Origin of the sequence: Vibrio sp. 1-1(7) (genome assembly GCF_013048485.1) — a bacterium.
Lineage (GTDB): Bacteria > Pseudomonadota > Gammaproteobacteria > Enterobacterales > Vibrionaceae > Vibrio > Vibrio fujianensis.
In genome coordinates this window covers 1,074,537-1,100,220 of record NZ_VHSP01000001.1, presented here as the reverse complement: position 1 = coordinate 1,100,220, position 25,684 = coordinate 1,074,537, and the positions used below count along the sequence as shown (strand labels likewise).

18 protein-coding genes are annotated in these 25,684 nt (G+C 46.6%); 12 read left to right on the top strand and 6 right to left on the bottom strand.

The annotated features are described in order from the left end of the window. Positions 1-188 precede the first annotated feature (188 nt). Positions 189-974 carry a 2,3-dihydro-2,3-dihydroxybenzoate dehydrogenase gene (locus FKN05_RS05110; protein ID WP_099612158.1) on the top strand — a complete coding sequence of 262 codons (786 nt, stop codon included), beginning with the start codon at positions 189-191 and terminating at the stop codon, positions 972-974. A 173-nt stretch (positions 975-1,147) separates the two neighbouring features. On the opposite strand, the gene FKN05_RS05105 is transcribed toward FKN05_RS05110, so the two are convergent. Next, positions 1,148-2,218: a 3-deoxy-7-phosphoheptulonate synthase gene (locus tag FKN05_RS05105; protein WP_170887027.1), complete on the bottom strand. Its 1,071-nt coding sequence runs from the start codon at positions 2,216-2,218 to the stop codon at positions 1,148-1,150. Positions 2,219-2,433: 215 nt separating this feature from the next. On the opposite strand from FKN05_RS05105, the gene FKN05_RS05100 reads away from it, so the two are divergent. The 3 genes from FKN05_RS05100 to FKN05_RS05090 all read left to right on the top strand — a co-directional run bounded on the left by FKN05_RS05100 (position 2,434) and on the right by FKN05_RS05090 (position 8,898). Continuing rightward, complete coding sequence (locus FKN05_RS05100) at positions 2,434-6,897, top strand: amino acid adenylation domain-containing protein (protein ID WP_249339269.1); 4,464 nt, start codon at positions 2,434-2,436, stop codon at positions 6,895-6,897. A 115-nt stretch (positions 6,898-7,012) separates the two neighbouring features. Next, positions 7,013-7,786, top strand: a complete 774-nt coding sequence (locus tag FKN05_RS05095; RefSeq protein ID WP_170887026.1) for a cytosolic protein — start codon at positions 7,013-7,015, stop codon at positions 7,784-7,786. Between the two features lie 80 nt (positions 7,787-7,866). After that, the gene (locus FKN05_RS05090) at positions 7,867-8,898 is read left to right on the top strand and encodes a cytosolic protein (protein WP_170887025.1); all 1,032 of its coding nucleotides are present in this window, start codon (positions 7,867-7,869) and stop codon (positions 8,896-8,898) included. Between the two features lie 40 nt (positions 8,899-8,938). On the opposite strand, the gene FKN05_RS05085 is transcribed toward FKN05_RS05090, so the two are convergent. Beyond that, the gene (locus FKN05_RS05085) at positions 8,939-10,294 is read right to left on the bottom strand and encodes a condensation domain-containing protein (RefSeq protein WP_237665807.1); all 1,356 of its coding nucleotides are present in this window, start codon (positions 10,292-10,294) and stop codon (positions 8,939-8,941) included. A 232-nt stretch (positions 10,295-10,526) separates the two neighbouring features. Between FKN05_RS05085 and fepB the strand changes: the two genes are divergently transcribed. The 8 genes from fepB to FKN05_RS05045 all read left to right on the top strand — a co-directional run bounded on the left by fepB (position 10,527) and on the right by FKN05_RS05045 (position 20,743). Next, positions 10,527-11,465 (top strand): Fe2+-enterobactin ABC transporter substrate-binding protein, encoded by a 939-nt coding sequence (gene fepB, locus FKN05_RS05080; protein WP_425445520.1) that lies wholly within the window; start codon positions 10,527-10,529, stop codon positions 11,463-11,465. Positions 11,466-11,504: 39 nt separating this feature from the next. Further along, positions 11,505-12,512 (top strand): FecCD family ABC transporter permease, encoded by a 1,008-nt coding sequence (locus FKN05_RS05075; protein ID WP_249339283.1) that lies wholly within the window; start codon positions 11,505-11,507, stop codon positions 12,510-12,512. Then, complete coding sequence (locus FKN05_RS05070; protein ID WP_443083779.1) at positions 12,491-13,552, top strand: FecCD family ABC transporter permease; 1,062 nt, start codon at positions 12,491-12,493, stop codon at positions 13,550-13,552. The genes FKN05_RS05075 and FKN05_RS05070 overlap by 22 nt, the downstream gene beginning before the upstream one ends. 276 nt (positions 13,553-13,828) lie before the next feature. Continuing rightward, positions 13,829-15,907 carry a TonB-dependent receptor gene (locus FKN05_RS05065; RefSeq protein WP_249339268.1) on the top strand — a complete coding sequence of 693 codons (2,079 nt, stop codon included), beginning with the start codon at positions 13,829-13,831 and terminating at the stop codon, positions 15,905-15,907. A gap of 108 nt (positions 15,908-16,015) precedes the next feature. After that, on the top strand, positions 16,016-16,312 hold the full coding sequence (locus FKN05_RS05060; RefSeq protein ID WP_099612164.1) for an acyl carrier protein: 297 nt from the start codon (positions 16,016-16,018) through the stop codon (positions 16,310-16,312). A gap of 3 nt (positions 16,313-16,315) precedes the next feature. Further along, positions 16,316-19,243, top strand: coding sequence for a condensation domain-containing protein (locus FKN05_RS05055; protein WP_170887023.1), 2,928 nt, complete (start codon positions 16,316-16,318; stop codon positions 19,241-19,243). Further along, positions 19,240-20,046, top strand: a complete 807-nt coding sequence (locus FKN05_RS05050; RefSeq protein ID WP_170887022.1) for an ABC transporter ATP-binding protein — start codon at positions 19,240-19,242, stop codon at positions 20,044-20,046. The genes FKN05_RS05055 and FKN05_RS05050 overlap by 4 nt, the downstream gene beginning before the upstream one ends. Continuing rightward, positions 20,039-20,743 carry a 4'-phosphopantetheinyl transferase family protein gene (locus FKN05_RS05045; protein WP_099612165.1) on the top strand — a complete coding sequence of 235 codons (705 nt, stop codon included), beginning with the start codon at positions 20,039-20,041 and terminating at the stop codon, positions 20,741-20,743. Before FKN05_RS05050 ends, FKN05_RS05045 begins: the two co-directional genes overlap by 8 nt. A 2-nt stretch (positions 20,744-20,745) precedes the next feature. Here the strand turns inward: FKN05_RS05045 and FKN05_RS05040 are convergent, their stop codons facing one another. The 4 genes from FKN05_RS05040 to FKN05_RS05025 form a co-directional block, all read right to left on the bottom strand. Beyond that, entirely contained in the window at positions 20,746-23,055 is a 2,310-nt protein-coding gene (locus FKN05_RS05040; RefSeq protein WP_170887021.1) for a penicillin acylase family protein, read from the bottom strand. A 54-nt stretch (positions 23,056-23,109) separates the two neighbouring features. Next, entirely contained in the window at positions 23,110-24,000 is an 891-nt protein-coding gene (locus tag FKN05_RS05035) for an isochorismatase (RefSeq protein WP_170887020.1), read from the bottom strand. A gap of 260 nt (positions 24,001-24,260) precedes the next feature. Then, complete coding sequence (locus FKN05_RS05030; RefSeq protein ID WP_099612167.1) at positions 24,261-24,812, bottom strand: GNAT family N-acetyltransferase; 552 nt, start codon at positions 24,810-24,812, stop codon at positions 24,261-24,263. A 50-nt stretch (positions 24,813-24,862) separates the two neighbouring features. After that, entirely contained in the window at positions 24,863-25,630 is a 768-nt protein-coding gene (locus FKN05_RS05025) for a peptidoglycan binding protein CsiV (RefSeq protein WP_099612168.1), read from the bottom strand. Positions 25,631-25,684 lie beyond the last annotated feature (54 nt).

Here is a 25,684-nt window from a genome sequence, read left to right as displayed (position 1 = left end):
CCGCGCCAATTGCCAATGCATCAGGAACTCGATATAGTTATATTGCCATAAATGATAAGTATTATCATTGCTATTTAATAATAAGTATCATTATTATTTTGAGGTTAAGATCTCATTTTGTTGGTAAAAAATGGATTGTTAAATCAATCAGTAATGGTGAGAGACAAATTCTATAAAGGGTTATAAAAATGGATGTATCGTTAAACAATCAAACCGTATTGGTTACTGGAGCGGCAAGAGGAATTGGCTTGAGTGTGGTCGAGCAATTGCTCAAGCAGAACGCTAAGGTGGTAGCAACGGATGTGCGAATGCAAACCTTACTAAGTAATACGGAATTATTACGCGTAAGTTACGGGCAACAACTGCAATGTGCAGAATTAGATGTGGCTCAAATTGATAGGGTTGCCGATATGATGGCCGACCTTCAGCAGCAATATGGCCCTATCGATCATCTGGTAAGCTGTGCTGGAATTTTACATTTAGGTGCGATTCACGAGATGCCATTTGAGCAGATACATGAGACATTCATGGTCAATACATTCGGTATTCTCAATCTAATGCAGGCGTTAAGTCATTCAATGAAAGAGGCAAAGCGTGGCTCAATGGTGATTGTTGGCTCCAACGCTGCCAATACCCCACGTCCTAATATGGGCGCTTATGGCGCTTCGAAATCAGCATTGCATATGCTGGTGAAATGCATTGGAATTGAGCTGGCCTCTTATGGCGTGCGGTGTAATATTGTTAGCCCGGGCTCAACGCGTACCGATATGCAGATGCAATTATGGACCGAGAGCTATGGTGAAGCGCAGGCTATTTCTGGCGATGCCGTCACTTATCGCCTTGGTATTCCGCTGCAAAAAATAGCCGAACCTGTTGATATTGCACGCACCATCTTGTTTTTACTCTCGGATGCCGCCAATCACATCACCATGCATGATTTGCGAGTGGATGGTGGTGCGACATTAGATAACTAACACCAATACCACTTGAAGCGTCGGTGATATTCGCATCAGTACTCTGGCAATATTGATTGGCCCCAATCGCATCGTCTATCTATCATATTGTCTATCTATGCGCATGGGGTTTCAATGACTGGCTTACTACCTGCTATACCAAGTTGTTTGGGATGGATAGATACTCATTGAGATTAAGCAACCGTCGAGTAGCGCTGGCTCTTTACGTCATTCATTGCCTGAGCGAGAGTCTCTAACAAGGATAAGGTGTTTTCCCAGCTTAGGCATTCGTCAGTGATTGATAGGCCCGGTATCAGGGGATTTTTTCCTAATGTCTGATGACCTTGTTTGAGAAAACTTTCACACATTACTCCTGCGATACAGGTTTCTCCTGCCCGCAACTGTGTGGCGATATCGTTAGCAACTACTTGTTGATTGTGCGCTTTTTTCAGACTATTTCCGTGGCTGCAATCAATAATAAGGCGTGGATTAAGTGCATTCTCTTCCAGTTGTTTGGCAACGGAAATTACCGCATGGCTATGATAGTTCGGGACTTTCCCACCACGCAGGATCAGGTGTCCGTGTGGGTTACCATGAGACATGACTAAGTTTGGTACACCTTGAGTTCCGGGGATTGCCATCACATGTTCTGTTTGCGCGGAATAAATGGCATCAATCGCAATAGTGACGTTGCCGTCGGTACCATTCTTAAATCCAACTGGACACGGAAGTGCTGATGCCATTTGACGATGAATTTGAGATTCGGTGGTGCGGGCTCCAATGGCTCCCCAGCAGATCAGATCGCACAAATAGGGATAGAGATGGGTATCGAGAAATTCGGTAGCGGTTGCTAATTCAAGGCTGATCACCTCACGTAGAAAAGTTCGCGCCATCGTAAGGCCTTTAACCATGTTGTGTGTGCCATTTAAATCAGGGTCAACAATGAAACCTTTCCAGCCAGTACGGGTACGTGGCTTTTCAAAATAGGTCCGCATCACAATCAACAGTTGGTCGGCATACTGGGCTTGCACCGCTGCAAGTTTATGAGCGTATTCTAAACCTTGCTGAGGATCGTGGATAGAGCAAGGGCCGACAATCACTAACAGCCTTGGATCTTGACCTTCTAGAATAGCGGCAATCTGGTGACGTTGTCGTTTGATAAACGCTCTTTGCTTCTCGTTCGTTGGGATATCGCTAAGTAGTGCTTCCACAAAGGGCAATTGGCCGATGGTAGTAGAGCGTATGACATTGTCGAAAATTGGCATGAATATTCCTCAACCTGACTCTGTATCCTGGAGGGATGGTGGTTTATAGGTGTGTAAATGATAATTATTATCAAAAGTTGATTGGGTGATTATCAGCACTGCTTGATTTTGTTGTCAAGCATTTAATGTAAATGCAAATGATAACCATTGTCATTTTTGTGTTTTGTCTGTAACAATAATAGCCAGTCAATAAAATACAACTGAGGCGTAGAAAAATGACCATGCATGACATGACAACGTTACAGGCAGCCTATTGGATTGGTCGGCAACCTACTAGCTCATTAACTGGTGATGCCGCTCATCTTTATATTGAATTTGAAGGTCGTGAAATCGACACTGTTCGTTTAACACAGGCGGTACACACCGTGTTTTGCCAACATGAGATGTTAAGGCTTACGGTTTCTGAACAGGGCCAGTGGCGAGTTAGCGATCTGTCTGATTGGCATCAATTGTTTTTAATCGATTGGCGAGAAAAAAATGCGGCCGAATGTGAAAGAGATGGCGCTGCACTACGTAAGCAAAAAATGCATCAGAAACTCGCGCTTAATCAAGGACAAGGGGCCGAATTTACCTTAACACTTCTGCCTGACAACGGTTTTCGTTTGCATGTGGATATCGACATGATTGCTGCAGATGCGCCCAGTTTTCGTATTATTATTGAAGATTTAGTTCGTGCGTATCATGGATCATCCCCGCAAGAGAAGCCCCCCTCATTTTCAGGCTATCTGACTCAGTCTGTGACGGATGATCAGCAAGCACTCATTGCCCGTGATCGACGATATTGGCAAGGAATATTAGATGACATTGCGCCCGTGCCTCAGCTACCTGAGCACAAAGCGGCTGGCTCTCAGCCATTTCTGCATACCGAGCGGTTAGCCGCACAGTTAGATGCCTCGCAACGGAAAAAATTAACCGCGTTGGCAACTCACCACCATATCAGTTTAACGGATCTATCATTAAGCCTGTTTAACCTAGTGTTAGCCAATGCACTGAATCAGCCTTTATTGCGTATCAATGTGCCGCTTTTTGTACGCCCACAAGCGTTTAGTCATACCGTTGGTGATTTTGCCAACCTAACATTATTCAGTGCCCATTGTTCGTCAACAGCGTCGATTTTGACACACTGTCAACAAACGCAGCATCAACTCATCGCCTGTCTTGAACATCGACATTATAGTGGTGTGAACGTGATGCGCGACCTTTCTCGTCGGCAAGGTTGTCTACAAACTTCACCGGTGGTGTTTACTTCGGGTTGGAATCTCGATGGTGATCTGTATTCCGATCAAGTGCATGACACCTTAGGTGACATGATATGGGCTAGCTCTCAGGGGGCGCATGTTTTGCTTGATGCGCAAATTGTACCCTACAACAGTGGTGTGCTGATTAATTGGGATGTTCGCGTTGATAGCGTTCCGTTAGCGTTTTATCGTGCTCTGTTCGAGCGTTATGTTGACTTACTAAGCGATATTGCAGAGCATCCAGAGACGTTGTTACAACCTTATGCCGCTAAGCCAACCATCTCTCCTGCCAAAGAAAAACGTCATAGTGAGCAACCACTGACTCGATTACAACAGGCTTATTTAGTTGGCCGTAGTGAACACTTAGCATTAGGCGGGGTCGCTATGCAGGATTTTAGAGTTTATCGTGGTGAGGTCGATCTTGCACTGCTGCAAACCCGTCTGGCTTCGATGGTGCAGACCCTTCCAGTGCTTCGAACACGTATCGATGAGAGTGCTTTAACTCAGTGGGTGAGTGACGAGGCGTTGGTGAATTTAACCCACTGTGATTGGCGAGATCTAAGCCGAACACAGGCTCGACAGAAGGCGGATCAACTGATCGAACAGGTGTCGCATTATCGACATGATTTATCCTTATCACCGTGGAAAGTCTGGGTTGTGTCACTACCAAAAGAGGCGGAGGATGTTGAGGATTGTACCGCTTTTAGCCATATGGTGTTGACGAGTTTTGATGCACTGATTTCGGATGGACACTCCATTTCTTATATACTTGCTCGTATGTTCGAGGTCACACCTCAACCTCTCATCATGCCTAGCGTTTTGATGGCGAGAAATCCCAGTGATGAGCAACGCGGTATTGCTCAAGATTACTGGCAAAAGAAACTCTCTCATGTCACAGAGCCTATGGCATTACCTTGGCGTCAGCCCCTTAATACCATTTATCAGCCCAGCTATGCGAGAGAAACGATCACCCTAAGTCGAGAAGAGGCGCGGGCTCTGTTTAAACTGGCCGCTGAGGCTCGGCTGTTTCCAAATAGTTTATTGACCACACTGGTGATGCAGACGGTCGCGGTTTGGTGCCCGCAGAGCGCATTGTGTATCGGTTTGCCCGTTTCGCCATTTCAAACCGGTCAATTGAGTAACCAATCCAGCTTTTTAGTGCTTAACTACTCTCTTGAATCACAAGATTTCCAACATCAAGCGCTGGGCGTGCAGCGAGATATTGCTGAAGGGATGGCGCATCTTGCGTTCTCTGGCGTTGACCTTAACCGTTTGTTGTTGAGCCAACTGCCATCCCAAACGATTCCTCTGCCTATTGTGGTCACCAATGGGCTGGGATGGGAAACGTTACCTAAACATCATTCTATCCAAGAATATGACGGCTTAACGCAAACACCACAGATAGCGATCGATTTTCGTTTCACTTACGATGCACAGAAAAATCTGCACATGAGTGCCGATTATGTCACACAGGCGCTGGGAGTGGAGCAAGTTCGGGCTTGGCTTGAAAGCTGGAAACGTGCAGCTCTGGGGATGATCGCTCGCCAGAGCTTACAGTGGTATAGCCGTGAAGCGCTGGATTTAAGCCACTATCGTTTCAATGATACGCCGCCGACGGCTGCGCCGTTTCCTTTTCTTGTGACGTTAGCTGAACGCTTGTTTGGGCAGCCACAAGATCGTACCGCGCTGATTTGTAAAGAGCGGTGTTGGAGTTATCGACAGCTCGGACAACAGGTGTCGGGCATCATCGCTCAGTTACACGCCAGAGGGATGACATCCGGTGATGTTGTAGCGATTTGTTTGCCACGTAGTGCAGAACACGTGATGGTTACATTAAGTTGCGCATTAGCAGGCCTCGTTTGGGTACCGATTGATGCCGCGAGCCCACCGGAGCGTAAAGCTTATCTATTGGCTCACTGCCAACCTTCTTTGGTGGTGACGATAGATAAAACACTCGAATTTAAGGGGCGGAATCATAGCGTCACACTGAATGAACTGATGCAACCGGCGCAACAAAGAGCAAACTTGCCAGATGAACAGACCTTGAGCAGACGCAGTGATAGTGAGGAGCCTGCCTATTATCTCTACACCTCGGGTACGACAGGTCAGCCTAAATGTGTGGTGCTCACCAATAAAGCGACATCCAATGTGTTGTATCAAACGCTGGCTAAATGGCAGGTGAATGAGAGTGATGTATTAATGTCAGTGACACCGTTTCATCATGATATGTCTGTTTTTGATGTGCTGGGTTCATTATGCGCCGGAGCATCGCTGGTCATTCCTCCGCCTCAAGCAGAAAAAGATGCTTTGCAATGGAATGAGTTAGTCGATCGTCACCGGGTCACGCTCTGGTGCTCGGTTCCTGCTATTTTGGAAATGTTATTGGCGTGTCAGTCTGAGTCTCAAGGGAAATCGCTGCGCTTGATAGCGCAGGGCGGTGATTACATCAAACCGCAGACCATTAAAACACTGCGTGAACGCTTACCCTTAGCGCGACTATTCTCACTGGGTGGGCCGACCGAAACCACGATTTGGAGCATTTGGCATGAACTGGTTGATGAGGATATCAATCTGATTCCCTATGGTGAGCCGCTACCCGGGAATCAGTACTACCTCATTAATCAAGCACATCAACATTGCCCTCAGGGCGTGATCGGTCGAATGGTGATTTGCGGTGTTAACTTATCGCTTGGTTATCTAATGGATGGCGAGCTTGCTCAGCATGATTTTATAGAGATAACGACCCCCGAAGGAGAGCGGGTTCGAGCCTTTAAAACCGGGGATTTGGGTTACTATCGAGACGATGGTTGCCTTATTTTTTCAGGAAGAGTCAATGGGTATGTCAAAGTAAGAGGAATACGAATTTCACTGCCAGATGTGGAAAAAGTGTTGCTCAATGCCACCAAAGTTCGCGATTTAGCGGTCATTGATTATGTGGATTCATTCACGGGGGATACGGAGTTAGCACTGTTTTATGTCAGTGAGAGAGAGCCTTTCAGTGTCACTCAGTGGCGAGAAATGATTCATCACTGTTTGCCTGCATCCCATATGCCACAGCGTTTTATTGCGCTTGAGCATTTCCCCTTGTCGGCAAATGGGAAAAAAGACAAACGAGCTTTACTTGCCCAGTTGACATCAATAAAGGATCAACACTTGGAAGAGGTTGTAGAAGAAGAACGGTATCAGAGGAGCCGAGACGCACGCTTAGCCAGTCAAACGCAACCGTGGCAAGTGATCCTGGGTGTTTATCAGCAGGTGTTGGGGGAGCGGGCAACGACATTAACCGAACATTCTGCATTTATTCAAGCAGGGCTGCGGCCTTCACATATCAAAAGCATTGCGACACAACTCAGTCAGATGTTTAACAAGCCCGTCGATGCTCGCTTACTACTCACCTGTAAAAATGTAGAGCAAGTGTCAAAATTACTTGAGAGTAGTTAAACCGGGCATACTCGGTGTACGAGTTAGCAGGGCGTCAGTATTTTGATTTCAAATATCATCTTGAGCGTTTTTTTGGTAAAGTGCGCGGCGGGTGTTGCTGAGTTGGGAAAGTGAAATGAAGTTACTGTACTGGTTGAATGAATGGGGCTCTCTTTCTCAACCAGAGCAGCAAGACCGCCTACCAGTATCTGGACATAGCCTTATTGACGATATGTTTGTTCGGTATGAGTTGGTGGATGTTACTAAGCCACTATTGTTTACTTTCTCCCCTTCTGGTACCAATGTGCAGGAGCAAGACCTACACCCGCATTTTGCCCCTTGGGGTTATCATTTCGCTCAACAACAAAACATCAATATTATTGCCTTTCAACATCTTGGGGTAACCAATTGGTTTCGTAGCCCGGCTTTGATCGCTTTTCTTGAGCCGTTATCGACGTTGTTATCTCCTTTCCAATGCCGTTTGGGTTATGGCTGGAGCCGAGGCGGTTTTGCTATTAGCGCATTTGCTCGCTTGCTTCAACTTGATCATGTTCTGCTATTTTTCCCCGTCAGTACTAAAAATAAAAAACGAGTGCCGTGGGATACTCGTTCGAGTACCGATATTGCTCAACAGTTTGATTGGGAAGGGAGCTATCATGATAAGGATCTTGGTCATGCTCAAGGTTATATTGTTTATGATCCCACCGATGATATCGATAGGCTGCATGCCAAACGTTACCCAGAGTTGATCCATTTTCAGGTGGTTGGAATGGGGCATGGCCTATATTCCCACGATTTTAATCAGTTAGATTTTTATAACCAAATGGCAGAACAATTTATCCATCATCAAAAGATAGATATTGCTTACTTTCAAGAGCAAGCCAAACAGTGGTTTTTAAAAGAGGATTGATAGCGCTCCGTTTGGGGAGACGACACACCAAAAACGAGATTTTTAATACAATTGCTTAATGCAATTTAGATGGAGGATAAATGAAGTTACTGTATTGGCTGGATGAATGGTTGTCTCTTTCCAAAGACGATCAACAGGCCAAGTTACCGATGTCTGGTGAGGATTTACTTGACGATATTTTCGTTAAATATCAATTTGTGGATCTTAATAAACCCCTGTTATTTACTTTCTCACCCGCGGGCACCAACTTACAGGAACAAGACTTACATTCAAATTTTACGCCTTGGGGTTATCGTCTTGCCCAAAAACAGAACGTGAATATTATCGCTTTTCAGCATTTAGGAAAAAGTAACTGGTTTCGTAGCCGTAACTTAATTTTCTTTCTCGAGCAGCTATCGACCTTGCTGACACCTTTTGAATGCCGTTTGGGATACGGACTGAGCCGAGGCGGTTTTGCCGTTAGCGCTTTTGCTAATTTGCTGAAATTGAACCAAGTATTGCTATTTTATCCCGTGAGCACTAAAAACAAAAGGTTAGTACCATGGGATACTCGTTCGAGTACGGAAATTGCTCAACAGTTTGATTGGGAAGGAGATTACCACGACTTAGATCTGGGAAACGCCAAAGGCTATATCATTTATGACCCGACCAATAAAATCGATCAACGCCATGCGAAGCGTTATCCTGAGCTGACCCATCTAAGAGTTTTTGGCATGGGCCATGGTACTCACGCCACCTATCTTAATAAATTCGGTTTTTATAAACAGGTAGCGATCGATTTTATTTGCCATCAGCATATCGATATTGCCCACTTTCGCCATCAAACTAAAACCCTGCGCTTTAAAGAGGACTATTACCAGCGCCTTAACAAAGCGAACGCCAATTCCTCTCATCGTCTGGGGTTGCTGAGTAAAGCTCACAATGTGCTTATTGCTGAGAAAAAAGAGCATGTGAAGGAACATCAGACAAGCATTGATATTCAACCATTAGTGGATATTGCGGTGAAGCATCAGCAAGACAACCCTGAAGATGCCGTACAACTATTGGAAATTGCGCAACAGATTGTGCCTGACAATCCCTTTATTGAGTACAAGCTACAGCAATTGCTATAAGCAAAAGGTAACTGAAGCGCCTGATAGCGCTTCTAATACTTTACTCATGTGGCTCTTCGATAGCTTGGTAGAGTTTTGCGATTGGCTGATCGAGAGCATCTTCATCCAGTACTAAATTCATAAAGATCATCACACGTTGTCTATGCTGTTCAAATTCTTCTGCTGGATGCGCTTGTGAATCAGCATCTAAGCTGAGTACCAAGCCATCCGCATTCGTCTGTCCTCGAAAAGTGAGGTTAAAACCGTCTGCTGGACCACTGGTGATGACATGGTGTTTTACCTGACAGCCGATGAATTTGGGTGGATCAAAGGGTAACACGTTGATAAATGGTGAAAAGAAGTAGCGGCTATTCTCTGTTACACCTTGATCGCGGGCTATCTGTTCGACACGATAGCGTCCATGTGCGTAGAGCTGGCGTAATGTTGCGCAGGTTTGGGTCAGATACTCTCGTAACGTGATGCGAGAGTCTACTTCAATAAATAACGGCAAAATATTAACCAACAGTGCTGGCATATAGGCTCCAATGCTACCCCAGCGGCTCATAAATGGAATCCAAAGTGGCATAGTATTGTGAGCGCCCATATACGTTTTAGCGAGATAGCGGTGCAAGTAAAGGCCGGATAAAGTGACCAACAAATCAGGCCAGCCGATGCCAACGTGCTGTGCAAGTCGACGGATATGATCGCTCATGGTCGTGGTTAATTCATGTGCAGCATGGAGTGTTTCACCCTCACTATCCTCTTCTTTATTGAGGATGGTGAGCTGGGTTGACTGAGTAAGGTATGCTTGCCAGAAGATTTTATCTTGCTGGCAGCGTTGGCTTGATTGGTAGTGTTGTTCTTCGTTCAGAAAATCCGCAAAGGCGTTGAAAGGTTTACCGAGTTCGGTTCGTTCAACATAGTGTTGATAGAGCGTAGCGCAGCGCTGTTCAAACAACGTCATGCCAAAGCCATCCATAATGATGTGATGCGCCCGAATGTACCATAGATAGTGATCATCGCTGAGTTTCAGTAACCACTGAACGGAGAGTGGATCTTGAAGTAAATTTAAGCGCGCATGCACATCGTCTTCCATCCATTTTTTGGCTTGCTCGAAAGGCTTGTCGTAGCGGCGTAAATCTTTCACTTCAACTTGTGGGATTCGGTTTGGATCATAAGCCTGACGTGGTGTTTTCCCATCCTCATTCAGTTTAAACCGCAGCGCGAGTACATCCGTTTCTTTGGCGGTTTGTGTTATGGCCTGACATAGCGCGATTTCATTGATAGTTCCTTTCAGTTCGATAAAGTGTGCGACGGTAGAAAGAGGTTGGTCGGGATGAAGTGAAAACTCTTCCCAAAAATCGAGCTGGGGCAGAGTAAGCGGCATCCAACGTGGAGTTAACCCATTAACTGACATGTAAAAACCTTGACTTATAGCGGTGATAAGGGAGGTGGTTGCGACAAAGCAAGTACCGATTCAAGTGCTACTGTTACGGTGTCTCTTTTTTCAGGAGTGCGAAACCGAAGTAAGAGGTCACAGCGAAACAAGTTTAGCTTTATTTTTGCTAATGGCAATCATTATCATTTGCATAAATATCAAAATTTGACACAATCAGACGTAAGAGGTTTATGCAGCTTGGCTTCATACCATAAGGAACTTAATGATCATTAATGCGATTAAAACGTTAGTATTCATCACCTTGCTGATGAGTTACCCCACTCAGGCACAGGATTGGCCGCGGGTATTTCATAATGCCGATGGTTCGACGACAACGTTGATGGCACCTGCAAAACGTATTCTTTCTACGTCGGTGTCTATCACAGGGACGCTACTTGCCGTGGATGCCCCGGTAGTGGCGAGTGCCACCACTAGCAATGGCCACTATTTTGCCCAGTGGCAAGCGGTGGCAGAGAAAAAAGGGGTAGAGCCTCTTTGGCCAGCAGGCAGTGTGGATCTTGAGATGGTTTACGCCTATGAACCGGATTTGATTATTGTATCGCTCAGTGGTGCTGACTCAGCATTGGGGCAGTTGGCGGTGTTGCACCAAGTTGCCCCGACGGTGGTGCTCGATTACGGCGGTCAGAACTGGCAGCAACTAGCAGAAAAAATCGGTGAAGTGGCGGGTATTGAACAGAAAGTTGCGGCTAAAATTAGCCAGTTTGATGATTTCATTGACAATACTCGTTCGACGCTTACCCTGCCCAAAGGACAGGTCAACATCATTAGCTACCATGGCCCCGGGGTGACGAATCCGATTGCGACAGCGAATGGTTCACATGGAATGTTACTTAAATCATTGGGGTTTGATGTTGAAGAGCCGAATCCTGCTTGGCAGACAGGCTCGGTTCAGTTGAATGATTTTGTACGCTCACACTATGAACACCTGATAGAAATGACCGCTTCGACCACGTTTTTACTCAATGCGACTGATGCCCAAGTACCGCCATTTTTGCATGATCCTGTGCTGGCGAATTTACCGTCAGTCAAAGCCAATCAAGTCTATGGACTTGGGGCTAATTCCTTTCGGATTGATTATTTCAGTGCTCATGAAATTATCGATCAAATTCGGGCTCGTTTTGGGAACTAAGACGACACAATGACAAGATCAATAGTTGAGCATCGGGTGATGGTTAGAAAAAACCAGAGTAAGAGATGGTGCATCGTGGGGTTACTTTTTTTGTTACTCAGTTGTGCTTGCCTTAGTGTGTTTATTGGTACGCGTTTTGTTGCACCATCGGTGACTTGGCAAGCCATCACGGCATTTGATCCTACTAGTAGTGAACACCTATTGGTGCACTATCTTAGAATTCCACGCACTCTGTTGGCTATAGTCGTTGGCGGTGCACTCGGTGTGGCGGGGGCTATGATGCAGGCGCTGACAAGAAATCCGTTGGCCGATCCGGGTATTCTTGGCGTTAATGCTGGAGCAACTGTTGCGATTGTCAGTGCGATTGCACTGTTTGGTATTACCGATGTGTTTGGTTATATGTGGTTTGGTTTGATGGGAGCGACCATGGCGGGGGGCGCGGTGTATTTGCTAGCAGGGCTGCGCCGCGGCATTAATCCTGTGCGAGTGGTACTGGCGGGTTCGGCTTTATCCGTGGTCTTGCTCGCTTTAACTCATATCATGACGGTCAATAGCGATCAGGAAGTGTTTAATCAGTTTCGCCATTGGGCGGTCGGCTCACTGCAAGGGCGAGGATACGATGTGCTGTGGCCGGTGTCATTGCTGGTGGCCGTGGGGCTCGCACTTTCCATGGCGCTTCGCCAAGCGCTCAATACCGTTTCTTTGGGGCAAGATTTGGGTGAAGCCTTGGGGGTTAATCCTCAGCGAATTTGGTTATTGGCATCCAGCGTGATTGTGGTGCTATCGGGTGCGGCAACCTCTGCCGCTGGGCCACTCAGTTTTGTCGGGTTGACAGCACCGCATTTAGCTCGTTTTTGGGTCGGCCCAGATCATCGCTGGCTGCTGCCGTATTCGATGTTGATTGCATCGTTATTGACGGTCATCGCTGATATTCTCGGTCGTGTGATTGGTTATCCGGATGAAATCAGCGTCGGTATCATGGTGGCGCTAATTGGCGGGCCATTTTTTGTGGTTTTGGTTCGCAAATGGAAGATAGCACAGTTATGAGTCGTTTCTCTCAACCGGTTTCTCAAGTTTGGCGCTGCGGTGAATTATCCGTGCGTTATTCGGTCAGTTCTATACGTTGGTTATTGCTGTTAACACTCTTGGTCGTGCTGCTGGCGGCGTATGCATTGACAATAGGACGTTATACCATCTCGATGCCGGACTTATGGCAGGTTATGGGTGGGCAGGGTAGCTCGGTTCAAGAACGTATTGTTTGGAATATTCGCTTGCCGCGCATTGTGACTGCGGTATTTGTTGGCGCGGCACTGGGCGTCTCGGGTGGGATTTTTCAGTCTGTATCACGTAATGCGCTCGGCTCGCCCGATGTGATTGGTTTTACTACCGGAGCTGCGACCGGAGCGATTGCACAAATCGTGCTGTTTGAACAAGGACCAATGCAGGTCGTGCTGGCGGCGATGGTTGGCGGTATGGTGACTGCCGTTGCGGTGTATCTTCTCTCACGCAAAGCGGGAGTGGTCGGCGGTTATCGCTTGATTCTCACCGGAATAGGTATTGGCTCGGTATTGAGCGCGCTCAATGGGCTGATGTTAGTAAAAGGCAATATTGATAATGCGGTCACCGCCAATTTATGGTTGGCAGGGTCGTTACACGCTCGTACATGGCTACATGCGATTCCCGTGATGGTCGGAACGCTGCTATTGGTTCCGATGGTGATGTTGTTGGCTAAGCCATTGGCAATGCTTGAAATGGGCGACGATTTAGCCATTCAGTTAGGGATTCGGGTCGAGCATATCCGTCTTGTTATGTTATTGATCGCGGTGGTATTGGCTGCGACTGCGACTGGTGCTGCTGGGCCCATTGCATTTATTGCGTTGGCAGCACCACAACTGATCAGCCGCTTGTTACGAGCCTCACAGTTACCTGTGTATGGTTGCGCGGTGATGGGCGCTTTGTTGATGGTGGTAGCGGATCTGATCACCCAACTGCAACCGCTCAATCTGACGCTGCCGATTGGTCGCATGACAGGTATTGTGGGTGGTTTTTATCTGCTTTGGCTGCTGACGCGTACACCGCGTTTGTGAAAATTGCTCGGTAAAGATGATATCCATTTCGTTTGATGCTCGACGAACATAGAGCGCTTTTTTCTCTGAATAAAAATAAAATGCAAATCATTACCAAATGTAAATGATAATTCTTTACATTTAAGTTTCTCAGTTCTAAAGTAGTTCATCCATTTAATTTGGAATGTGACTAAACCGATCCATTCACGTCGTCGATTTGCTGTATGCCGTGGGTTAGCTCAGCCGTGCAAATTCAACGTGAGCGTATGACGTTTATACTGATGAAAGGAGAAAAAAATGACAGGATCCTCGCGAGTTAGACAAAGCATCCCACCCACCACAATCAAGACAAAGATCTGCATTTTGTCGGGCATAATAATGACGTTATGCCATACCCCATTAGTGATGGCTCAAACAGAAGAGAACTCTAGTCGTTCAGCCGTTGCGATGTCGACCATTACTGTGTATGGAGAAAAAACGACGCGTTCAATGCAAGAAACCAGTGCGAGTGTCACTGTATTTGATGAGAGCAAAATAGATTCAATGCCCAATGCGACCAATGTGACGGATCTGCTACAAAGTACACCCAATATTGTCGATGTCGGTATTGGTAACGATGTGCCAGCGATTCGTGGTATTGACGGCTCTGGCGCGGCTCGTGGTGCGAACGCTTTTCTTAACGGGACTCGTCCACGTTTGAACGTATCACTTGATGGCCGTTCGCTGACTTACAATGAACTGGCCTTTGGCCCACAATCTCTGTGGGATTTGAAGCAGGTTGAGGTGTATCGCGGCCCACAAAGCTATATTCAGGGGCGTAATGCGATGGCTGGTGCGGTCGTTTTACAATCGAAAGATCCTACTTATCATTGGGAAAGTTCGGTTCGTGGCTCTGTCGGTGAGCAAGGCTATGCGCAGACTGCTGCCGTTGTATCTGGCCCTATTATTGAGAATGAACTCGCTTTTCGTCTGTCGATAGATAGGCAAACCAGAGAAAGCTTTGTTGATATGCCATCTTACGATCCGATTGGCGATCCGCGTGATGTCGAAACCATTAATGCTCGGGGTAAATTGCTATATGAACCTTCTGCGTTGCCAGGATTGTCTACCAAACTGACGGTTAATCACTTTGACAGTAAAGCCCCACAAAACGAAGCGCTGATTCCTTCGCCTGAGCATCAGAGCGCTCGATATGATGAACGTCGCCCTGTATTTGAAACAAAAAATACCAGCGCTATTTGGGATTTAGAGTATCAAACCGTGGGTAATGTGCGCGTTGAGAACCAAGTTGCCTACACCGACTTTACCATTGATCGCCGAACAGCGATTAATTTGCCCTATGCCAATATTGATGGTGCGGAGTTTCATATTGAGCCAGTGATGCATTTTGTCAGCAGCGACGATCAATGGCGCGGTCTAGCGGGGCTACGCTACTATCACTCCTCACAAGACGAATACGTTTATCTGTTTGGTGGAAGTACATTTGACGACAAAACAGAAACCAGTTCTGCTTTTGCTGAAGTGACCTATACGGTGTTACCCACGGTGGATCTAACTTTGGCTGGGCGGCTGGAGAGGGAGCATCGTACCCGTAAAGGTGGCAGTTCAACGGTAGCGGTTGACTTTGATGAAACCTACAACGTCTTTCTGCCTAAAGCGGATGTGGCCTGGAAACTTAACCGCGATCATACGGTTGGTGTGATGGTTGCTAAGGGGTATAACGCCGGAGGAGCCGGCATGACCTTCGATACACCTTACACCGCGTACACTTATGACGAGGAATATGTTTGGAGCTATGAAATGTACACCCGTCACCGCTTAGCGGATGGTAAAGTGGAGCTAACATCGAACTTCTTCTACAACGATTATGATGATCTGCAACTGCCATTTTACATTAGTGCTCGGACGACAAAAATCATCAATGCTGAGAAAGCGCATACTTATGGGGCTGAATTCAGCACGCGCTGGCTTCCAATTTCAGATCTAGAACTGTCGGCATCGTTTGGTTTGTTGAAAACGAAGATCAACGAGTTTAGCGGCAGTGAGTACGAAGGTAATGAATTGCCGCGCGCGCCGTCTTATAGCATGAACTTTGGTGCGGATTATACCTTATTCAACGATTTCGTCTTCAGTACGACAATCAATTACACCGACAATTATTACTCGTACTATGACAATGATGAGATGGGTAAGATAGATGCAGATTGGATCACTAACGTACAGCTGGCCTACAACTTCAACATGGGGCGTGCAACGCTGTTTGCTACTAACCTATTCAACTCAACTCAACCAACCATGATCACTGATAACGACGTGCATACGGCAGTGACTCAGCAGCCACGCTTGGTCGGTGTGTCTTTGCAATTGGACTTCTGATCTCCTTTGGTGCCTGAGTACAGGCACCACAATTTTCTTGCTTGTGAGCTAACGATTGTTAGCCGTGGTTCATAAGCTGATATTAGTTAAAATTCATGGAGTTTTGTAATGGTTGATGCAAAGCAGTTGGTCGTAAGCGAAGTGAGTCAAATGCTTACACTGCCTACCGATTCTTTTTCTTTTGATACGAATCTTTATCAACTCGGCCTCCACTCTTTGCTTATTTTACGTCTTAGTGAACGTTTCAGCGCACAGTGTGGAATTTATATTGGGTATTTACCTTTGGCGTCTCATCCAACCTTAAATGAGTGGATTGCATTCGTTGACAATGCCTGGCGGTCATCGTTGATAACCGCTCATCAGCCTCAATCGTTTCCTATTCCAGGTTGTAACCACAAGGAGTGATGTATGAGCGAACCAAATGTTATCACAGCATTATGTGCGAGAGAACAGACTGTGCAAGCCAGCGATTTCGAGCAACAGGTTTGGCTACATCATCAGCAGTGTGGTGATTGTTCCCACCAACGACTGAATGCCTTCCGTTTCACTAAGGAGATCAAGCTCTCCTTACTTTTAGAGGCCCTAGAACAGGTGATTCAATCATTGCCTATGCTCGATAGCCGCTACCAACTCACGGAAGATTTTGAACTGATTAAGCACAAGACATCTAAGAGGCAGAGAGTCGAATTGATACCATTCGATGGTCGGGATGAAGCGATTCAGTATCTGCTGAATTGGCAACATGAGCGCATCAACTTATCTTCGCAAGCCCCTATGGAATTTCGCTTATTATTGGGTGAGGAGCCAATACTGGCGATACGTCACCATCGCATTCTCGAGCAAAGTTTGAATTGGCAGACGGTGTTTCGTTTACTGAGCCGTTTTTATCATGGTGAACACAATGTTCAGGCAGGGACGCAGCCTAACGAGCTGGTGTGGCCACTCGCGCATCCACTCTATTTATGCCAAGAGCCACTCAAAACTGCCTATCAATGGCTTGCCACCTGTGAAGGGGTGAGTAATCGTATCGAATTACTGGGGAGTGAACGGCTGAAAACCATTCAACGTCATGCTGAGACAGTGCGAACCTCTGTGCCTGTAAAAGTCTTCGAACAACTGACAAAACATCAAGGGAGACAGGCCAGCCTTGAACATGGCGTGATGTTGCGAGCGGCGATTACCGCGTTTGCCCAGTTCATTGCCCAACTGAGCGGAGAGGCGGTGCAAACAATTTTTGCTCCGAAGCAGGTGATGCAACGTCATCATGAATTGAACGGCCGCGTTGTGCAAAGTGGCTTACAGTGTTTTACTCTTAATACTCACCATCAATGCCGTCGTGAACTACTGGATGAAATCGAGCAGCAGTGGCAAATGGCGGAGTCTGGAACATTATCGCTCCCTCATGCTGAAGCGTTGAGTATCTTGGTCACTTGGAGTATCGATCCTGCGATACATTTGCGTGCGGAAAAAATGCCAGCAGAAACGCTGCGTCTTGCGCCTTTGCACAGTGACTTTGACCTGATTCTGGCTCTAGGAATAAGCTGTGACAACCACTTACTACTTGAACTGACCACGGGTGAACGTCTTTCACCGTATATTGGTAGCTGGTTGCTTGAGCAATTTATTGATTCTCTAGTGCAGGATATTCGTCCTGAATCCACCACGTCATCATGGGTACGCATGACACACCCAATAGATCGTCAAGTGAATGAGCGTGAGCACATCGCTCAGCGGATAGCTGAGGCATTTGGTCAGGCACTTAATGTGCCCGAGTTTTCTGTACATAACAATTTTTTCGATTTTGGTGGGCATTCTCTGATTGCTACCCGTGTGATCGGCAAGCTAAAAAGCGAACATCAAATTAAAGTGCATATCAACGACCTATTCAGCCAGCCAACGGCTTGGGGCTTGGCTAATCATGCGGTTGCGCTGAGCCATTCACTCGTTCAACCGATAAAAAATGAGGGGGCTCCGCCCATACGCACAAACGTACCGCTCTCTTTTGCACAGGCGTCACTGTGGAAAGCTTATGCTGCATTTGGTTACAACGAACTGTTTAATATTCCATTCGCGCTGCGTTTTTTAGATCGTGTTGATGAGGAGATATTCAGACAAGCTTTTGAAGATGTCATGTACCGTCATTCTGCACTGCGGACGCTTTTTATGATGGAGGGGGAAACGGTCAAACAGTCTGTGGTGCCAGAAAAAGAACTCAGTGGCTATCGCTGGTTTTGGCGCTCTGATGAAGCGGGTCAGGTTGATTGTCAGGCAGTACTCAATCAAGAGGCCGCGCACGTCTTTGATTTAAGTGCTGAATTGCCTGTTCGACTCCGTTTTGTACGAGATCAAACCTCGGGTATGCAGTACTTATCTTTCTTGTTCCACCATGTCGTACTGGATGAATGGTCGGTAAACCTGCTGATGGATGATTTGCGCGAGGCGTATCAGGCTAGGGCGAAAGGCTATGCGCCGCAATGGCAGAGCCAACCATTGGCGTTCAGTGAATACGCCGTTCAGCAGCATGACAGCGGACGGAATGAATCCCACTTAGCGTATTGGTTAGCTCAATTTGAGGGGGTTCCACTCCATGTCCCGCTGCTGCCTGAGTTGCAAAATCAACCGAATTCTGAGCCCTCGGATGCCGGTGGCTGGGTAGAATTTAAACTCAGTACCGAAGTGGTACAAGGATTGTATCAGTTGGCTCGTGAGCAAGGTGCTTCACTGTTTAATGTGGTCTATGCCGCAATTTCGCTGGCACTGAAACAGTTGGGTGCTCCAAGTAAACTGATTGTCGGAACACCAATGTCAGGACGTATTGATGGCAATTTTTTTGACACGGTAGGCTATTTCACCACCTTGGCGATGCATGTGGTGCACTTTGATCAAGCACAGTCGGTGGCGGAATTGATTACACAGATAAAAAATACTATCAATCAATCGTTAGATTATGCTGATGTACCGATTGATTGGGTAGAAGATGCCTTACTGGGTGAACGAACACGTAAACAGCACCTATTTGAAGTGATGATCCAACTGCATGCGAAGAACAAGCTGCACGGAGAGCTGGTCGGCGAGCAGACCATGGTGCGATTTGAGCAGGTTGACCCAGAGAAGAGTGAGTCGGCGTTGGGCTTGCAGTTTGAGGTCATGGAAGAGCGTGTCGGTGGTGAAGATCGTATCCGAGTTTTGATGAGCTATCGTCGTGATCGGTATGGGGATGCTCAGGTCAAAACGTTAACACATACCACTCAGCGTATGTTAGAACGTTTTGCTCAGCCACAATCCGGCAATCAATGGATCCATGAGCTGCTCAATCTTGAGGAGCTTAGGTCATGAGTATTAAGCAGAATGCGCGTTTACAGGGTAGCCATTTACGTCTTGGCTATGAAAGTCATACCGTGTTTGATGATATTGATGTCTGTATTCCTGATCATCAATTCACCGTGATTGTCGGCCCGAATGGCTGTGGTAAGTCAACGTTGCTGCGTACCTTATGTCGTTTGATTAAACCTCAAGCGGGTCAGGTTTGCCTTGATGGTCATGATATTCATCAGTTTGCTACCAAAGCGTTGGCTCGTCAGTTAGGGCTTCTCCCACAAAGTGCAATTGCACCAGATGGAATTCGTGTGCTGGATCTCGTTGCTCGTGGGCGCTATCCACATCAGCAGTTGTTTCGACAATGGAGCTTGGAGGATGAAAGGGCGGTACACCATGCCATGCAAGTGACAGGGATTGCAACGCTGGCAGAACGACAGGTGGATGAATTATCGGGTGGGCAGCGTCAGCGGGTATGGATTGCAATGGTATTAGCCCAGCAAACGCCCCTGCTATTGCTCGATGAGCCGACCACCTATCTTGATATCGCCCATCAGATTGAGCTGTTAGAGCTGTTTCGTGATCTCAATCGTAACCGTGGTCACACCTTGATTGCGGTGCTGCACGATCTCAATCAAGCCTGTCGCTATGCGGATCATATGATTGCGATGGCACACGGAAGAATTATTGCTGAAGGGAACCCCAGTGAACTGATCAGTGCGCAATTGGTTCGGGAAGTGTTTGGCTTGGAAAGTGTGATTATTGACGATCCGGTTAGCCATACGCCGTTAGTGATTCCTTTGGGTCGAGAACGACATGAATGACATTTTTCTCCACTCGGCAATGCAGATCGAATTGGGAGGGTATACGCTGCATCTGCGCCCGTTTGATGTTGCGCGCTATTCACCTCAACAGCCGCTGCCTTATTCGCTCACACAGCCAGACGACTTGCTGAGTGCGGTAACGAAACGTCAGGCGGAATTTATCGCGGGTCGAGTTGCTGCGTGTGATGCATTGCAAGCGGCGGGCGTGACGCCACAGATGTTGAGTGTGGGTAAACATCGCGCTCCACAGTGGCCAGAAGGGGTGGTGGGGTCGATTTCTCACAACAAAAACCTCGCGTTGGCGGTGGCGCAATATGTCGATAATGGGACATTACTGCTTGGAGTGGATGTGGAAAGTTGGATCGACGCCCATTCATTGGCTCTGATTCAAGCGGCCATTGCTGATGGGCAAGAAGCCGCCATTTTGGATTCACTGTCGCTCAGTGCAACTCAGCGTATTACCACCCTGTTTTCGGCCAAAGAAAGCCTCTTCAAAGCGCTGTATCCAAGGGTACGCCGATATCTTGATTTTCAAGACTCACGCCTGATTTTGTGGGATGAATCGGCGAGTTATTTACTGTTGCAGCTGACCCATACTGCGAAAAAATATATTGGTGATGGGCGTGTTTTTCGGGTTGATTATCAATTAAACGAAGAGGCTGTGGTGACTTTAGCGCAACTCAGCCTCGCGGCTTAGCATTAGGTTAATTTTATCGGTGACGTCGCTATTTCTCGGTTATCCCTTGAGCTTCTCGACAAAGTTAAAGCGTCAATCACATCAGCCATGTCTAGATCTTGTTTTGAATAAGGGATGCGATAGAGCTGTTTATTGGCAAATAAAGTTAACTGAGCGGTTCGTCCTAAGGACTCGACTCCATCACGTTGTCCATGGCTAAGTAGAGCATGAACGACAAGCTCCCCTTCTTGCCAGGTAACGAGTTGAATGTAAGCGCTGCCAAAGAGAATATAAGGGAACCCTGTTTCACAAAGGGGGGCAGGCATTTCTCCATTGAGTAACCCTTCTTGATAAGATCCACCATGCAGAGGAATCTGTACGCCACCTGTCGTTTGGTATAGGACCTCTCCCCACGCTTTATCCAACACAAAACCTAAACAATCCAGTTCACAAACGGTCTCTTCTAAGGCTTGTAAGATGATAGGGATATGTTTCGGGCTTATATCGAGTTGAGAGCCGAGTTCGGGATCGCCATTACTCGGGACGCGGAGAAGTTTTTTCTGAACAATTCGATTCCAAAATTGATGGAATAACAAGGCCCCTTTACTTTGTGAATTGTTTTTACGATCCCAGCGACGTAATACTTGACAAGCACGTTGCACGGCTTGGGATGAATGAACATTTTCTAACATCAGCAGATCATCGAGAAAGGTTTCAGCCGCATAATTACGATTGTCAAAGATCACGGGTAACACCTTTTCAGCCGTAATTGGGCCTTCTGCTAGCAGTTCTTTCATGCGCTGAGCCGACATGATGAGCCGAGGATCATAGTGCAATTTCGCGGCAATCGGTTTTCCTATTTGATAATTTTCTTTGTGCTGACCAAAAACGGAAGGATAGTCCGGCTGAGTTTTTCCATACTCGGTAAATTTGTAGCTATTGTTGGTGTTATGGATGATGCCACGCGAGAGAATGGTTGGGTAAAATGATGTCGGTGCTATTAATGGGTGGCCGTTAGTATCGCGTAATGATGCACAAGAACGTGTCCCATCAAGGACGTTAAAGGCGGCAGAATCATCATCCACATGGTATTGCTCCAGCTCTTGGTCTGAGATGGGCGGTACATTACCCGCGATGACATAAGCGATATCACCCGCCTTATCAGCCACAATCAGTTGGCATAAAATGCCACGATGATGCTCAATTGCCGTAACAAATTCTCGGGTTGAAGTGGCATGGGCCGCTGCTAAAAATTGATCAAGCCCTTTGGCATTGTGCTCACCGGGGTTGGTAATGGCATACCACCCATCTGGTTTTCCGGGACGTTGGGGAAGGTAATAGAGCGGCCCCCATTCGGATTCAAGAAATTCATAACAGTGTGATGCAACCTGACCCGAATCTTCAAGAACTTCGATGACAATCGACTTTAGGGAGAGCGCTTTCTCTTGATCGTCCATTCGGTAGCGCCATGAATCTTGAACTCGGTTTATCGCCATCTTTTGTAACACAAAAGGGGTCACGGTGGCGGCATCTAAAATGCTCCAAGCAACATGGCGATTGTATCCCGTCATGGGAAAAGGAAAGCCAAGAAACGAGGTTCCTGCCACATCCAACTCTCCCGGAATGGTTAAATGGTATTGATGCATATAAATGCGTTGCTGATGGGGGGTTCGTTTCCATGCTGAATGTGGATTACCAAGTAAAATAGCGTGTTTCCCCTCAACCACATCACCGCCATAAGCCCAAGCATTACTGCCAAAACCCCCTTCCACTTCGATGGGCCTCGCATGAGGCGAATCATCAGCATGGTGGGGTGGGGTTTCGCGCCATTGAGTAGCAGAAGAAACGAGATATGGGCCGATTTCGACCAGCTCTTTCATAATGCCAAAACGCATTGCAGCACGAACCACATCCTCTTCTTCAAAATGCACAAGCACCTCGTCAGGGCTTATTGTTGCACGTTCTTCTTCTGTCATCTGGCTGACATAGTGGTTAAGACCAGCGACATACCCACGGATATATGCTCGGGTATTTTTGCTCAATTTATTCAGCTCATTCGCTACCCACGGTTTAGGCAGCCTTAGGCGGAACATTAAATCAGAGTTCAGATTGGTCGTTTTCAAAAATCCAATGGTGGAGAATTGTTCGGCTCCGTAGTGCTTAGAACGCTCACCACGTAGGGTAATAGCCTGCCCTGAGACTTCACATAAACGGTCTCGGGCATGGACATAACCGTATCCAAAGCCAAGACTTTCATAATCATTAGCGGTGATGTGGGGAACTTCATTCTCTGTCCAACGGATAGTGACCTGTTTGCATAGTGAGTTGTGCATGTCGTTTTAAGCCTATGATTGGGTAGCAACGCTCTGTCGTTGAGGGATGTAGGGTTATGCCGAGGTGGATTCTATGGATTGCTGAGGCGTTTGATCATGAATAAGCTCCCACCACTCCTTGAGCGTGACCTTTTCGATTAATTGAGCAAAGGTGAGATGAACGCCAAATGGACGCCATTTTTCTAACAGTACCATGGCCCTAATGGAATCGAGCCCGAGGAAAAGGAGATTCTCATTTACATCAACTTCATCCAGTTCAAGACATAAGGTATTGGCGACATCTAGGCACATCTTATCCAGTGTGAGGGCGGTTTTTTTCTCTGCCAGGCGTTGCTCAACCTCTGCCAGCGTTTGTATATTAGCCGCTCGCCCAGCAAGATAGTTTAGGGTATGAATATGATCGGCTTGGCTGAAATCAGCGATAGCATCGCCAATCACAAAAGGTTTTATATCGAGCATGAACGCATCCAGTGCTGTCGATAAAATTCCGATATGGCCATAGACACCACAGATGATCAGTTGATCTTTATTGTTTTCTTGCATGAACTGAAGTAAAGGCGTTTTTTTAAAGGCACTATAGCGCCATTTGACGTATTCAATGTCATCGTTTTCTGGTGCTAGTTCGCCAATAATTGCCGTTTCTTGCTGAAGTCCAGGGCCCCAGAAGTCGGTCAGGAGTGCGCGCTCATTCGGATCTTGATTTGCGGGCTGGGCGGTATAAATGACCGGAATTGCTAAACGTTTAGCAAGGGTTTTTAAGCGTTGAATGCGATGGATGACATCAGTCATAGGAGGGTGGTGGATGTCAAAGAAGTTTACGAAATATTCTTGCATATCATGAATGAGAAGAACGGCTTTTTCTGGATCGATTTGCCACTGAGTTTTATTGAGCGGGTAGTGTTCTGTATCTGGAAGTGTATAACTGGTAATGCGAGGAATAGCCATGAATCCAAATCCTTTGATCATTATATAAGCAGAGGCCGTGAGTCTGTGATGTTGTTGCATCAAAACGTTGAGAAACGGTTTTGATTTCAGGCACAGCAATATGACCTACCAAACTGACGGTGTTATCATTTCATGTAACGATAATACAAATGAAAACCATTATCAATTATCATTTGGTGATGGTCGTCAAATGTTGGTGTTTCGATTGGAATCATGACTAGGATCAACAGACCCTAGGGAAAAGGCTTATCTCTTGTTATTTATTTTTCAATATCTTGCGGTATAAGCGAGAAAATTACCCCAGCTTTAGGTTCACCATTAAACAAAAATCGATTTCTCGCTAACTGTTCTTGTTTGGCACCACAAGCGACAGCTAAGTGTTGGCTCGGTAAATTTTCAGGATCGCAGACGATTTCTAAGCGAGTTAACTGTAATTGGCTAAAACACCACTCCGTGATGGCATTTAGGGCTTCTAGTGCCATCCCTTGACGTTGAAAAGCATCGCCGATCCAATAACCTAGGCTTGCCATATTAAAGGTGGGATAGAATTCATTTATCGCGATCATCCCGACCAACTGTTGGGTCGATTTTTGAATAATCGCAAACCCATAAGCCCGGGCTTTTACCCAATTGAGCCGGGTCGCCAAAATAAAACGCTCGGCTTCTTCTTGAGTAAAGGTTGGATGGCACCAATCGATCCATTGATGGAGTGAAGGGGAAGTGCAAATTAACCTTGACAAGGCGGGTGCATCATCAAGTGTCATAAGGCGTAGATATAAGTGTTGAGTATTAATAAGAAATTCGCAGTGCATGGTTGGCCCAATCGGTGAGAGTAGAACGCCCCAGTAAGGGGCGTAAAAAACTATTGAACTCGGCGAACCTGAATAATGATGCCTAGCAGTGGGTGATCCAAATAGTGCGTTTCACTACTGCGCATGCGACGTTTTTGGTCTAAACGATAAGATTTAAGGAAGGATTCGGTTTCCATGGTCGGTGAAATGGCCGTGAGATGACCGACTTGAATGGTAGCAGCTGAGTCCTGTTCATTTTCAAGCGCAAGACGTTGATCATGCAACATGATTTCGCGTACGCTCGGTTTTTTTAGATCCAGTACTGCTTCGGCGTATAAAAAGTGCTGCACGTAAATCTGCAGTGTGCCATCTAGCTCATAAAGTGGTTGGCGAATCGTTTGTTCAACGACCCCATCGATGGGAGCTTCATCTTGCTCGATTGGTACTCGTTCACTACCATCTGGATTAAATTGTTGTGAGTAATCTTTCCCTGCTTGAATATGAAAAATAGGTGCACGCGTTCGACCTTGATCACCTTGTCGCCATGCGGTATGCAGCATGACTTGGAAACCGGCATGATTTCTTAAACGCTGGACTTGCTCATTAAGTTTGTAATCGGAGTAAGGGAGCATGATTACCCCTTTACTATTACGGTATTGGACATCATTAAAGCTTCCTGCTTGAGTAACCTTAATCTCAGGAAGCGTATTAGGCCACGACTCGTTAATCTGTTCTGGATTAACGGTACGTTGAAAGATGATCACTTCAATATCAAATTGCCGCTGTGCCAAACTAGGCATAGATACGAGCAAAAGTAGTAGTGGGATCAGTTGTTTCATTATGACTCCGTCATTGTGTGCCAGTTAGCACGTATTCTATTTTATCCGCAGCGC